This window comes from Burkholderia cepacia (assembly GCF_029962485.1).
Taxonomy (GTDB): domain Bacteria; phylum Pseudomonadota; class Gammaproteobacteria; order Burkholderiales; family Burkholderiaceae; genus Burkholderia.
Genome location: NZ_CP073638.1, coordinates 427651 through 441515, shown reverse-complemented (window position 1 = coordinate 441515; position 13865 = coordinate 427651). Strand labels below are relative to the sequence as shown.

Below are 13865 nucleotides of genomic sequence, written 5' to 3'. Positions count from 1 at the left end.
CCGTGCAGATTGAAAGGCATCGGCGCACTCAGCGCCGGCCCATCGGTTCGCGCAGCAGCGACAGGCCGATCGCCGCACCGGCCATGGCAGCCGTGAGCATCAGCCCGATGCCGCCCGACCAGCCGAACGCGCCGACGATCGCGCCGATCGTCAGCGGCCCGATCACCTGGCCGAGATAGTTGCCCTGCACGACCCAGCCGATGCTGAGTGGCGCCAGCGACGGCGAAGGCGCGGAGCCCGGCGCGCACGCGAGGATCGTCGCGGGCAGCATTCCTGCCATCGCAGAGAACGCAAACCCCAGCGCGACCGCGAGCGGCGCGGGCGTCGCCGCGCTGAACAGCCCTGCGCCGGCCGCGCCGATCGCAACCGACGTCGCGGCCATCACGACGCCCGGCCGCGCGCCGCGCGACAGCAGCCAGCCGGCCGTCAGGTTGCCGATCACGCACGCGGCGACGATCGCCGCGCTGATCAGCCCCGCTGCGCCGACCGCGACACCGAGGCGCTGCATCAGGAACACCGGCAGGAACGTCATCACCGCAAAGAACTGCACGTTGTAGGTCGCGAAGCCCAGCGCGAGCAGCGTGGTCGAACGCGACGCGAGCACGTCGCGCAGCGCCGGCCCGATGCGTGTCGCCGCCGCGTGCCGCGACGGGACGTCGGCCGACGTCGTCACGGGCACCGCGACCGCCGCGACGAGCGTCAATGCCGCGGCGGCGAGCCAGCCGTTGCGCCAGCCGCCGAGCAGCGGCCCGACGAGCATCGACAGCGCCATGCCGGCCGGCATGAACGTGCTCCACAGGCCGAACGCGAAATTGCGCCGCTCGGGCGGCGTCACGCGATTCAACACGGCCGGCGCGGCAACGACCACGATCACGAAACCCAGCCCTTCGGCAAAACGCGTGGCCAACAGCAGCGCGAAGCTGCCCGCCCACGCGCCGGCGACGCTCGACAGCCCGAGGATGACGAGGCCCGTCATCAGCAACAGCCGGTCGCCCCAGCGCCGCACCAGCAGGCCGGCGGCGATCCCGCCGAACACGCCGACGAACGGAAACACCGACATGATCCCGCTCAACGACGCGAGCGAGCCGCCGAACTCGTGCTGCAGCGACGGCAACGCGATCGTCGCCTTGCCGACGTGCAACGCCGATACGATGCTCGCCAGCACGACGTTCGCGACAGCGGCCCGGTAACTGCGCGACGGCAGCGTGGCGGCATCGGCCGCGACAGGCGATTCGGTCATCCGCACCTCCGTTGAAGCGGCCGCGTGCAACGGGATGTCTCACGCGCCCGCAATCGGACTCGCGCACATGATACAAATTGAAGTTAACTTCAAGTAAAGGGGTAATGTGCGCAACGATGCGTTTCGGAGATCGCGGCAATCGGTCCGCACGACAGCCGCGGCGCGCTGATCTAAGCTGTCGGCTTCGCGCCGACGACGTGGTGCACCGACGCATGCCGACCGCTTCCCCCGCTCCTGCCGCCCTGTTCCCGCTCGACGAAACCTGGTCGGCGTTCCCGCGCCGCAAGGCTGCCGTGCACGTATTCATTGCCGGGTACTGCGCGGCGCGCGACCGTCGCGATGCACCGCTGCACGACAGCACGGACGGCCAGGTCGTGCAGTTCGACGGCGGCATGGGCCGGCCTTTCGAGCATTTCGTGATCGAGGGCGCGCCCGTGTCCGGCGACGGCCCGTTTGCGATCGGCGCGTGGATCACCCGCTACGGCGCCGTGCCGCTACCGCCCGCGCTGCACGGCAGGACGCGCCGGCTGTCGGACGAAACCTTCATGGCCGCCGATATCGACGTGTTGTCCGGCGATGATGTGCTCGCGCACGCGCTTGCCTGCCACACGCCGAACGACATCGACGCGTTCAACGCCAGCGACGCCTTCCCGCCGTTCCAGCCGAATCCAGCCGCGTTCCTGTTCGCGCACCGCCTCGACGGGCGGATCGCCGCCACCGCGCGCTACGGCTTCGCGTCGCCGCGCGATATCGTCGTCGACCGCGTCGGCACGGCAGACGCATACCGGCGCCGCGGCCTCGCGACGCAACTGCTGGCCGCCATCGTCGCGCACGCGCGACAACGTGGCGCGCAGCGCGTGTGGCTCGTGTCGACCGAGGCCGGTCAGCCGCTGTACCGTGCCGCCGGCTTCACGCCGCTCGCGCCGGTCACGGTGGACGAAGTCGTCGCCTGAGCACGCATCGAACCACGCCACGCGCTGCCATTCGTCTCGCGATTCGTCTCATTGCTTTGAGACGAATGTCCCGGCGTCTCACTCGAACCGCTGTTGAACCGACGCTTCGCCAATGCAGCAAATTCCGCGCGCGTTGCCCGTCAAATGGCGCCCAGCCAACACAAAGAAGCATGCTGCGCCGCACACTTCACCCTCCACCCGATCAACGTAACCAGCACCGATTCACGCTGGCCCCGTTCCTGCATACCGGTCGAGCGCGCAATCGCGCGACGGGCGCCCCGGCAGCCCTGCCATACGCCCGACGACAACCTGACGGAGACAGCAACGTGAGTACACCGGCACCGATCACCGCCCGCAGCATGAAAGCCGCCGTCTGGCGCGGCCGCCACGACATCCGCGTCGAAGAGGTTCCCGTTCCGGAGCGCCCGCCGGCAGGCTGGGTCACGATTCGCGTGCACTGGTGCGGCATCTGCGGCTCCGATCTGCACGAATACGTCGCGGGGCCCGTGTTCATCCCGGTCGATGCGCCGCATCCGCTGACGGGCCTGAAGGGCCAGTGCATCCTCGGGCACGAATTCAGCGGCGAGATCGCCGAACTCGGCGCGGGCGTATCTGGCTTCGCGGTCGGCGACCGCGTGACGGCCGACGCGTGCCAGCATTGCGGAACCTGCTGGTATTGCAGGCACGGGCTGTACAACATCTGCGAGAACCTCGCGTTCACCGGGCTGATGAACAACGGCGCGTTCGCCGAATTCGTCAATGTGCCGGCCGAGTTGCTGTACAAGCTGCCCGACAACTTCCCGACCGAGGCCGGCGCGCTGATCGAGCCGCTCGCGGTCGGGCTGCACGCGGTGAAGAAGGCCGGCAACATCGTCGGGCAGACCGTCGTCGTGGTCGGCGCGGGCACGATCGGCCTGTGCACGATCATGTGTGCAAAGGCGGCCGGTGCCGGGCGCGTGATCGCGCTGGAGATGTCGGCGGCGCGCAAGCAGAAGGCGCTGGAAGTCGGCGCGAGCGTCGTCATCGATCCGAAGACGGCCGACGCGATCGCGGAAGTCAAGGCGTTGACGGGCGGTTATGGCGCCGACGTGTCGTTCGAGTGCATCGGGCACACGGCCACCGCGAAGCTCGCGATCGACGTGATCCGCAAGGCTGGCAAGTCGGTGATGGTCGGCATCTTCGAGGAGCCGACGCCGTTCAACTTCTTCGACATCGTGTCGACCGAGAAGGAAGTGATCGGCTCGCTCGCCTACAACGGCGAATTCGCGGACGTGATCCGCTTCATCGCGGACGGCCGCATCGACGTGCAGCCGCTCATCACGGGACGCATCGCGCTCGGCGACATCGTCGCGCACGGGTTCGAGGAACTGGTCAACCACAAGGACCGGAACGTGAAGATCATCGTTCAGCCTGCCGTTTCCCGATAGCGCGCGTATCGCCATTTCGCTGCTGAGCGTCGCCCGATTACCGGGCGACGTAACCGATTGCCGCCTCCTGCCTCCTCCCCGCCGTCACCCGAACCTCATCCCGCCTCCCCCTGACAAGCCGTTAAAGAACTTTCGCAATCCCAACAATCAGGCAGGACACATTACCCGCCTGGCACGCGATCAGGGTTTCTCCCGATCAAGCACGTTTCGTCCGATGTCGACAGGACCGTGACACAAGGCGATCCTGTGCAACGCGCGATCCGGCTTCCCGGCCGCGATCGGTGCCGCCGCGTGACGGCGGGACACCTGTTGAACCTCACGGCGCGACAGCGCCGACAGGCCGAAAATACGGGCCTACCGGGATAGCTTGCAAACATGGTGTGTCATGACCCTCTCGTTCCATCGGGATCACGCAAACAACGTTCGAACGCTGACGATCCAGCAGAAGACCCATATCGGCTTCGCGCTCGTCACGACGCTGCTGGCCGTGCTGTGCGGCACGATCATCTGGGGAAGTTTCCGGCAATACCGGCAGGAAAACGCCGACCTGCAAAGCTTCGAATTCATCCACGGCGCGATGATCGCCGCCAACATGCTCTCGGCCGAGCGCGGCCCGACGAACGACCTGCTGGTGCGCCTGCGGAATGACGACGCGACCGAAGTACGCAACCTGCGCGCCGCCCGCGACCGTTCGGACCAGGCGCTCGCGCGCTTTCGTGCCGGCATCGGGCAGGCAACCGCGCTCGACAACCGCGAGCGCAACAACCTGCTGCACGCGCTCGATGCCATCCGGATCACGCTTGCCGATGCGCGCGCGGAAGTCGATGCACTCGACGCCCAGCCGCTCGCGTCACGCACCGTTCACGCCATCCAGCACGCGCAGTCGCGCCTGTTCCGCGTCGTCGACACCGTGTCGCTGCTGATCGACGGCGCGATGACCGATACGGCCATGCGCGACCCGCACACATCGGGTGCGATCCTGCTGGCGCGGCTCCTGAGCGATCTCCGGGAATACGCGGGCCGCACGGGCTCGCTGCTCATTGCGCCGATGTTCAAGCAAAGGGCGCTCGACCGCGCGCAGTTCGCGGACATCATGCTGATGCGCGGACGCATCGAGCAATTGCGCGCCCTGATCGACGGTGCAATCGGCCCGCAGCTCGACGACGCCGACGTGGCCCGCGAGTACGCGCAGCTCAACACGGCATTCGACACGCACCTGCTCCCGCTCGTCGACACGATCGTCGCAAACGGCCAGACCGGCACCTATGCGATGAGTGCCGCCGATTTTTCGAGGACGATCGTCCCGTATTTCCGGCCGTGCGAACTGCTGCGCGACCGCGTCATCGACGTCGCCCGGCGTCACGCCATTTCGGACCGCAACACGGCCCGGGTCAAGGTCGCGATATCGGCGTTCGCGACCGCGCTCAGCGTCGCGATCCTGATCTCGCTCGCACGCGGCACGCAGCGGCTGCTGTCGAAGCCGCTTGACGTACTCGGCCGCCGGATCATTGCGCTCAGTGACGGCGATACGGCGCACGTCGCGATGCCGCGCGGCATCGGGCCCGAGATCGCCCGCATCCATGAAGCGCTGGAGACGTTGCGCAACGCGCATGTCCGCCGCGACATGCTCGAGCGCCAGCGCAACGACATGCTGACGCTGTTCTCGCACGACATGCGCGCACCGCTGACGTCGCTGATCATCCTGATCGACGCGCAGGAGCACCACGCGACCGATGCACGGACGCAGCGGCCGTTCGCGAGAATCGCGAGGCTCGCGCGGCATACGCTGGCGATGGCCGACGGTTTCGCGCAGCTGTCGCGTGCCGAGGCCAGCGAATACGAGCACGTGCCCGTCAATCTCGCCGACCTGATGAACGAAGCCCGCGACGCGGTGTGGCCGCTCGCGCACCGGAAGCACATGTCGATCGACGACGTGCCGCGACGCGACGACACGATCGTGCTGGGCGACCCGGCCCTGCTGTCGCGCGCGCTGATCAACCTGCTGGACAACGCGATCAAGTACAGCGCGTCGCTGACGAGCGTCGAATGCCGGGTCGAGCCGAGCGCCGACGGCAACGCAATACGCTGCACGATTCGCGACAGCGGATGCGGGATCAGCAGCGCGGACCAGACGCGGCTGTTCGAGCGCTACCGGCGCTTCCGTACCGCCGGACAACCGGAAACCAGCGGCGTCGGGCTCGGCATGGCGTTCGTCAAGGCGGTCGTCGAGCGGCACGGCGGGAAGATCGAGGTGCGGAGCGCCGTGTTGCAAGGCACCACGGTCACGATCACGCTGCCGGCGGCCGCCAACGCGTGACGAAACCGGTCGCGGCAAACGCCGATCGCGACGCCGCAGCCGCGCGCGATTCTTCGATATACTGGACCGAACCCTTTTGGGGGCAGCCGGGGGCCACCACGTCCTTCGAGCGTTCGCCCCAGCCTGCGTGGAATTGCGCACCGTGAAACCGCGAGCCGGACTGATCCTCGAACTCTTCGTCAACCTCGTGCTGCCGTGGGTGGCCTACCGGGTCGCGCAACCGCATTTCGGCGAAACCGGCGCGCTGTACGCGTCGGCGGTGCCGCCGATCATCTGGTCGATCGTCGAATTCGTCCGCTCGCGCCGCGTCGACGCGGTGGCGGCCATCGTGCTGCTCGGCATCGCGCTGTCGATCATCGGGATGGCGCTCGGCGGCAGCCCGCGCACGCTGCTGATGCGCGAATCGCTCGCATCCGGCACGATCGGCGTCGTGTTCCTGCTGTCGCTGTTCCGCGAACGCCCGTTGATCTTCTATCTCGCTCGCGCGACCGTGGCCCGAGAGATGGACGGCGGCGCCGCGCACTTCGAAGCGGTCTGGGCCGCACAGCCGGGGTTGCGGCAGATGCTGCGGCGGATGACGTTCGTGTGGGGCGGCTTCATGACGCTGGAAATGCTGCTGCGCTGCTGGATGGTGATGACCTGGCCGGTCGAACGCGTGCTCGTCGTGTCGCCGATCGTCGGCTACACCGTGTTCGGCTGTCTGCTGGCGTGGACCTTCTGGTACCGGCGGCGGATGCGCGTGCGCAATAGCGTCGACATCCCGGGCCGCAACGGCGTCACCGAAACCGCCGGCCGCTGACGCCCGGCCGGCCGCCCGCCCGACCACCCCTCCATCGACGACCCGGCGGCAGTCACGGTGGCTGCTGTATGATGCGCGGCGTCTCGTCCGACCCAAGCCTTGCCCGTCATGTCCCTTTCGCTCCTTCCGTGTGCCACGATCTGGCTCGCCCTGTTCGCGGCCGCCGCATTCGCGTGGCATCGCCCGCTGCATGGCCTGAGCGTCATCCTGGCCGTGTTCGGCTATGCCGTCGCGCTGGCGTTCGGCAAGCTCGGGGCAGTCGCGCTGGCGCCGCTCGCGCTGCTGGCCGCGGCGGCGTGGGGGGTGTTGCCCACGCGCCCGCTCGCGGTGCGGATCGCCGCGCATGCCGTGTTTGCCGCGCTTGCGGTCGCGCTGAGCCTGCACCTGCTCCCCGGATTCCACAATCCGCTCGTGATCGGCCCGACGCGCTTCACGCCGGACGCCGTGCCGTTCACGATGTACCTGAATCTCGACAAGCCGCTGATCGGCCTGTGGCTGCTGTGGGCATTGCCGTGGATCGCCCCCGACGTCGCGCTGTCGCGCGCGCTGCGCACCGGTGCGGTGGCGGCCGTCGCGACGGCCGCCGCGTGCCTGGCCGGCGCGCTCGCGTTCGGGATGGTCGGCTGGGCGCCCAAGTGGCCGGCGTCGGGCTGGCTGTGGCTTGTGAACAACCTGTTGCTCGTGACGCTTGCCGAGGAAGCACTGTTCCGTGGCTACGTCCAGGGCGGGCTGACGCGCGCGCTCCGCGCGTTCTCATGGGGCCCGTGGGTCGCGCTCGCGACTGGCGCGGTGCTGTTCGGCGCCGCGCACGCGGCCGGCGGCTGGCAATGGATCGTGCTGGGCACGGTGGCCGGCGCCGGCTACGGGCTCGCGTGGCGGCGCGGCGGATTGCTCGCCTCCGCGCTCGCGCATGCCGGGCTGAACGTCGTCCACTTCGGCCTGTTCACCTACCCGATGCTCGCCGCCGCACGCTGAACGCGGTGCGCGGCGGCGCCTGCGATGCCGCTCAGTTGAACCCGGCAATCGCGTGCGGCACGTACGGGCGTTCGAGCGTCGCGATTTCGTCGTCGGTCAGCTTCAGCGCGAGCGCGCCGAGCGCATCGTCCAGTTGCCGCGGCTTCGAGATGCCGACGATCGGTGCGGTCACACCGTGCTTCTGGGCCACCCACGCCAGCGCGACCTGTGCCCGTGGCACGTTGCGCGCGGCGGCGATCGCCGCAACGGCCTCGACGACCGCCTTGTCCGCATCGACCGTTGCGTCGTACAGCCGCTGGCCGACGTCGTCTTTCTGCTGCCGTTCCGACGACTCGTCCCAGCTGCGCGTCAGGCGGCCGCGGGCGAGCGGGCTCCACGGAATCACCGCGATCCCTTCGTCTTCGCAAAGCGGCAGCATTTCGCGCTCTTCTTCCCGATACAGCAGGTTCAGGTGGTTCTGCATGCTGACGAAGCGGGTCCAGCCGTTCTGTTTCGACAGGTGCAGCGCCTTCGCAAACTGCCACGCGAACATGGACGACGCGCCGATATAGCGCGCCTTGCCGGCCTTCACGACGTCGTGCAGCGCCTCGAGCGTCTCCTCGATCGGCGTGCCGTAGTCCCAGCGGTGGATCTGGTAGAGGTCGACATAGTCGGTACCGAGCCGCTTCAGGCTCTGGTCGATGTCGGTCATGATCGCCTTGCGCGACAGGCCAGCGCCGTTCGGGCCTGGTCGCATCCGGTAGAACACCTTGGTCGCGATCACGACGTCGTCGCGCTTCGTGAAATCGCGCAGCGCACGGCCGACGATCTCCTCCGACGTGCCATCCGAATACATGTTCGCGGTATCGAAGAAGTTGATGCCGGCTTCGACCGCCCGCTGGATGATCGGGCGGCTTTCAGCTTCCGGCAGCGTCCACGGATGCGTGCCGCGCAACGGCTCGCCGAACGTCATGCAACCCAGCACCAGCTTCGACACGTCCAGCCCGGTCGACCCGAATTTCACGTATTCCATTGCACGCCTCGCCACTCAAGTTGGGATTGCGGCCACATGCGCGTCGCGCATCCGCCGGACGTCGCATGGTATCCCGCACCGCACGAACGCGTACGGCACGCGCACGCATGCAGGCTGTGTGAAAGGATGAACCGGGACGATCCGATTACTTGACCTGGTCGGCGATCGGCTGCAGGAACGCGGAGAAGCCGGTCAGCATGATCTGCACGCCGATGCACAGCAGCAGGAACGCCGACACGCGCTTCGCGACCTTGGTCCCTTCGCTGCCGAGGTAGCGCGCGAGCAGCGCGGAGCGGCTGTAGACCTGCCAGATCACGACCGCGACGAGCACGGAGACGGCGATCGACACGATGCTCGACAGCATGAACTCCGACAGCTTGTGCGTGCGGTTCGCGTTCAGCGCGATCGCCGTGGCAATCGAGCCGGGGCCGACCGTGAGCGGCACGGTCAGCGGGAAGAACGCGCGCGTCATGATCGCGTTCGCGTCGATCGGCTTGACCGGCGTGTCGCCGCCGCCGGGGCCGTCGGGCTCGTTCAGCATCTGCCAGCCGGCCACGGCGACCGCGAAGCCGCCGCCGATCCGCAGCGCCTCCATCGAGATCCCGAAGAAATGCAGCACCGGCGTGCCGGCGAAGAACGCGACCAGCAGCACGACGAACGAGTTGAACGCGACCTTCCGCGCGAGCAGGTCCCGCTCATGCTCGGTGAGCGCCTCGGTCCGTTCGAGAAACAGGAACGCGATGCCGATCGGATTGATGATGCCGATCAGGCCGGTGAAGCCGAACAGGATCTCGGAGATAAGGCGGTTGACGATCATCGGGGCGAAGCATCGGTCGGGGCTGGGCCGGCAGCGCGCCGGGGGTCACGCATTGTAGAGCAAGCGCCCGTGACACAAAATGCGGGCGCGCCCGCGGCGGCGCCGATCGTCGTCGCGGGCGCTTACTCGGCGCCCGCCTCCCAGGCCGGTGGCCGCTTCGCGAAGAACGCGGCGAAGCCTTCCTTCGCTTCCGGCGTCGCCCGCACGCGGGAGATCGTCTGCGCGGTGAATGCCGCGCGCTCGTCCGACGGCGGATACTCGCCGATCGCGTCGAAGAAGCGCTTGATCTCCATCAGCGCGCCCGGGCCGTTGCGCCCCAGCTCGGCAAGCGTCCGCTCGAGCGTTGCGTCGAGCGCATCGAGCGGCACGGCCTGGTGAATCAGGCCGATCGCGACGGCCTCGGCGGCGGCAAGCTGCGTCGCGGTCAGCGCAAGCCGGCGCGCCTGGCGCTGGCCGACCGCCTCGACCAGATACGGGCCGATCACGGCCGGCAGAATCCCGAAGCGCGCTTCGCTGACCGAAAAGCGCGCGTGGTCGCTCGCGATCACGATGTCGCAGGCCGCGCACAGGCCGACGCCGCCACCGAACGCGTGGCCCTGCACGCGGGCGACCGTCGGTTTCGGGCACTGCCGGATCGCGCGCATCATCGCGGCAAAACGCTCGGCGTCGCGCAGGTTCGCGGCCGCGTCGTTCGCGCTCGCGCGCTGCATCCACTGCAGGTCGGCGCCCGCGCAAAACGCGCGACCGTCCGAGCGCAGCACGATCGCTCGGACGTCGTCGCGCCGGCCGAGCGCCGTGAACGCGTCGGTCAGCTCGGCAATCATCGTCTCGTCGAACGCGTTGAGCACATCGCCGCGCTGCAGCGCGACGGTCGCGATGCCGCGCGCATCGACCGCGACGGCCAGGGTCTTCAATCCATCCATCGAACAGGTTTCCTCGGGTAGAACGGCAAAAATCGGCATCAGGCAGCCTGGCGGCGGTCGATCACGCGCCGCGCCTTGCCGGTCGCGGTCGCGGGAATGCCGCCGGCCGTGAGCACCGTCACGCCGGACGACACGCCGACCATCGTCTTGATCCGGTGCTGCAGCTCGCGCGCAAGCGCCGCGCGATCGCCATCGGTGACGGACGCGGCAACCTCGGAGCGCAGCTCGACCGCGAGGTCGAGCTTGTCCATGTGACCGTCGCGCGACAGCGTGATCTGGAACTGGCCCGACAGTTGCGGCAGCGCGACCACGATCTCCTCGATCTGGCTCGGAAACACGTTCACGCCACGCACGATCAGCATGTCGTCGGAGCGGCCGGTGATCTTCGCGAGGCGGCGCATCGCGCGCGCGGTCGGCGGCAGCAGCGCGGTGAGGTCGCGCGTGCGGTAGCGGATCACCGGCATCGCTTCCTTCGTCAACGACGTGAACACGAGCTCGCCCTGGCTGCCGTCGGGCAGCACTTCTCCCGTGACGGGATCGATGATCTCCGGGTAGAAATGGTCCTCCCAGATCACCGGGCCGTCCTTCGTCTCGACGCATTCGCACGCGACGCCCGGGCCCATCACTTCCGACAGCCCGTAGATGTCGAGCGCGTCGATGCCCACGCGCGTTTCGACTTCCTCGCGCAGCGCCTGCGTCCACGGCTCGGCGCCGAAGATGCCGATCTTCAGCGACGACTCGGCCGGATCCATCCCCTGCCGCACCATTTCGTCGATCAGGTTCAGCATGTACGACGGCGTGACGAGGATGATCTTCGGCTCGAAATCGCGGATCAACTGCACCTGCTTCTCGGTCTGGCCGCCCGACATCGGCACGACCATGCAACCGAGCCGCTCCGCGCCGTAGTGAATCCCGAGGCCGCCCGTGAACAGGCCATAGCCGAACGCGTTGTGCAGCGTGTCGCCCGGGCGGCCGCCGGCCGCGCGGATCGAGCGCGCGGTCACGTTCGCCCAGGTATCGATGTCGCGCGCGGTGTAGCCGACCACGGTCGGCTTGCCGGTCGTGCCGCTCGACGCATGCACGCGCACGACCTGCTCGCGCGGCACGGCAAACAGCCCGAACGGATAGTTGTCGCGCAAGTCGTTCTTGGTCGAGAACGGGAATTTCGCGAGATCGGCGAGCGACTTCAGGTCGTCCGGATGCACGCCTGCCGCATCGAACGTGCGGCGATAGTGCGGGACGTTGTCGTACGCGTGGCGCAGCGACCACTTCATGCGCTCGAGCTGCAGCGCCTGCAGTTCGTCGCGGCTGGCGGTCTCGATCGGCTCGAGGGCGGCGGCGGGATGCGTCGGGTGAGTCATCGGGGTGCTCCTCCAATGGAGTGATGTCGTTTTCGTGTTCGTATTCGGTGCGACCGGGCGGTTACGACCGGAACGTGCGCCCGGCCGCATGCAGCGCGGCGATGCGCGGCGACACGCGATAGCGGTCCTCGCCGTAGCTCGCCGCCAGGTTCGACAGCACGCGATGCACGCGGCCGATGCCGATCGCATCGGCCCACGCGAGCGGGCCGCACGGGTAGTTCACGCCCTTCTCCATCGCGAGATCGAGATCGGCGGGCGAGCACACGCCCTGGTTCACCGTGTCGGCCGCCTCGTTCGCGAGCATCGCGACGGTGCGCATCGCGACCATCCCCGGCACGTCGGCGACGCCGACGACACGGAAACCCGCCTGCTGGAACAGGCCGACCGCGTCCGCATAGGCTGCGTCGCTGCACTGGAGCGCACGTGTCAGCGCAACGAGCCCGGCCTGCGCGTAATCGCGGGCGAGATCGACGAGCACGAGATCGGCCACGCCCGTCTGCGCGGCGCGTGCGGTGGCAGTGCGGCCATCGGTCAGCGCAATCGACGCGCGGCCCGCCGTCGCGAGCAGGTCATCGGCATGGGCGCCGGCCTGCCGGGCGCCCGCGATGCGTTCGGTGAAGCGTGCATGCAGCGCGGCGGCCGGGCCGTCCTGCGCAAACAGTGCAACGTCGGCCGGCGCGTCGCGCGAAGCTTCGAGATCGGGCGCGGGCGGCGTCGCGCCATCCGCATACGAGTAGAAACCGCGCCCCGACTTGCGCCCGAGGAAGCCCGCGTTCACGAGTTCCTGCTGGATCAGCGACGGCGTGTAGCGCGGATCGTTGAAATACGCGCGGAACACCGATTCAGTGACCGCGAAGTTCACGTCGTGGCCGATCAGGTCCATCAGCTCGAACGGCCCCATCCGGAAGCCGCCGGCTTCGCGCATCACCGCGTCGATCGAGGCCGGCGCGCCGCCCTGCTCGTTCAGCACGCGCAGCGCCTCCGCGTAGTACGGCCGCGCGACGCGGTTCACGATGAAGCCCGGCGTCGATTTCGCCATCACGGGTTTCTTGCCCCACGCGGCGGCGGTTGCATAAAGCACTTGCGCGACGTCCGGCGCGGTCGCGAGCCCGCTGACCACCTCGACGAGCGCCATCAGCGGCGCCGGGTTGAAGAAATGCAGGCCGGCGACGCGCTGCGGCACACGCAGCCCGGCCGCGATCGACGTGATCGAGATGGACGACGTGTTGGTCGCCAGCAGGCACGCGTCGTCAACATGGCATTCGAGCGTCGCGAAGATCTCGCGCTTCACGTCGAGCCGCTCGGCCGCCGCCTCGACAACCAGCGCGGCGCCCGCGAAGTCGGCCAGCGCACGCACCGCGCGGATCCGGTTGCCGGCCGCGTCGGCCTGAGCCGGTTCGAGCCGGCCTTTCTCCGCAAGTCGCGCGAACTGGGCGCGGATGCCGGCCAGTGCCTTGTCGCAGGCCGCTTCGCTCAGGTCGTACAGCAGCACCGTGTGGCCGGCCGCGGCTGCGACCTGCGCAATGCCCGCGCCCATCGCGCCGGCGCCGATCACGCCGACGACGGCCGACGGCGCCAGCGCGCCCGAGTTCACCGATTGTGCAGAGGAAACAGCCATCGCTTGCGATCCGTCATGAAGTGGAGGTGCGAGCGATTATAAACCGACCGGTCGGTAGATTTATGTCAGGGCCTGCCCGAATTTGTCGTGCAAGAGACCGTTACGGAGACTGCAAAAGTAAAGAAATTGAAAGATCAGGGCACTTTTTGTAAACCGAAAGGTCAACGTAAGTGTTCGAATATGAGATAGTGACCCCCGAACGCCTGATAAAATTCGACAAACCGCCGGATTTCAGGGGGAAACCGCGTGTCACGTCGCCACCGCCGTCCATCGCTGGCCGCCCTGTCGGGGTCGGAACCGAGCTCCGGCCCGCGCGTCGTCACGTGTACTCGCCTCGCCGTCCGCGGCCAGCCACATCGAACCGTTTCATCCAGCGACGGGCTTCGGCCCGCCCGCGCCCCTCGCCGCCTCATCGCGGCGAAC

General features: G+C 68.3%; 11 protein-coding genes. 5 read left to right on the top strand and 6 right to left on the bottom strand.

The window, feature by feature from the left end:
• Positions 1–28 precede the first annotated feature (28 nt).
• Positions 29–1240 (bottom strand): MFS transporter, encoded by a 1212-nt coding sequence (locus tag KEC55_RS18455; RefSeq protein WP_282509381.1) that lies wholly within the window; start codon positions 1238–1240, stop codon positions 29–31.
• Between the two features lie 212 nt (positions 1241–1452).
• Here KEC55_RS18455 and KEC55_RS18450 point away from each other — a divergent pair, with 212 nt between their 5' ends.
• From KEC55_RS18450 to KEC55_RS18430, 5 genes are all read left to right on the top strand, one after another.
• The gene (locus KEC55_RS18450; protein WP_282509379.1) at positions 1453–2193 is read left to right on the top strand and encodes a GNAT family N-acetyltransferase; all 741 of its coding nucleotides are present in this window, start codon (positions 1453–1455) and stop codon (positions 2191–2193) included.
• Positions 2194–2552: 359 nt separating this feature from the next.
• Positions 2553–3620: a 2,3-butanediol dehydrogenase gene (locus tag KEC55_RS18445; RefSeq protein ID WP_282511500.1), complete on the top strand. Its 1068-nt coding sequence runs from the start codon at positions 2553–2555 to the stop codon at positions 3618–3620.
• Between the two features lie 385 nt (positions 3621–4005).
• Positions 4006–5937 carry a sensor histidine kinase gene (locus KEC55_RS18440; RefSeq protein WP_282509377.1) on the top strand — a complete coding sequence of 644 codons (1932 nt, stop codon included), beginning with the start codon at positions 4006–4008 and terminating at the stop codon, positions 5935–5937.
• A 142-nt stretch (positions 5938–6079) separates the two neighbouring features.
• Positions 6080–6736, top strand: coding sequence for a VC0807 family protein (locus KEC55_RS18435; protein ID WP_176045626.1), 657 nt, complete (start codon positions 6080–6082; stop codon positions 6734–6736).
• 108 nt (positions 6737–6844) lie between these two features.
• A complete protein-coding gene (locus KEC55_RS18430) occupies positions 6845–7711 on the top strand; it encodes a CPBP family intramembrane glutamic endopeptidase (RefSeq protein WP_282509373.1) in 867 nt (288 codons plus the stop codon).
• A gap of 31 nt (positions 7712–7742) precedes the next feature.
• Here KEC55_RS18430 and KEC55_RS18425 read toward each other — a convergent pair whose 3' ends face one another.
• The 5 genes from KEC55_RS18425 to KEC55_RS18405 all read right to left on the bottom strand — a co-directional run bounded on the left by KEC55_RS18425 (position 7743) and on the right by KEC55_RS18405 (position 13442).
• On the bottom strand, positions 7743–8723 hold the full coding sequence (locus KEC55_RS18425; RefSeq protein ID WP_282509371.1) for an aldo/keto reductase: 981 nt from the start codon (positions 8721–8723) through the stop codon (positions 7743–7745).
• 145 nt (positions 8724–8868) lie between these two features.
• Positions 8869–9540 (bottom strand): MarC family protein, encoded by a 672-nt coding sequence (locus KEC55_RS18420; RefSeq protein ID WP_282509369.1) that lies wholly within the window; start codon positions 9538–9540, stop codon positions 8869–8871.
• A gap of 122 nt (positions 9541–9662) precedes the next feature.
• Complete coding sequence (locus KEC55_RS18415) at positions 9663–10463, bottom strand: enoyl-CoA hydratase-related protein (RefSeq protein WP_282509367.1); 801 nt, start codon at positions 10461–10463, stop codon at positions 9663–9665.
• Positions 10464–10501: 38 nt separating this feature from the next.
• Entirely contained in the window at positions 10502–11824 is a 1323-nt protein-coding gene (gene paaK / locus KEC55_RS18410; protein WP_282509365.1) for a phenylacetate--CoA ligase PaaK, read from the bottom strand.
• A 61-nt stretch (positions 11825–11885) separates the two neighbouring features.
• Positions 11886–13442 carry a 3-hydroxyacyl-CoA dehydrogenase gene (locus KEC55_RS18405; RefSeq protein ID WP_282509363.1) on the bottom strand — a complete coding sequence of 519 codons (1557 nt, stop codon included), beginning with the start codon at positions 13440–13442 and terminating at the stop codon, positions 11886–11888.
• Between the last annotated feature and the right edge of the window lie 423 nt (positions 13443–13865).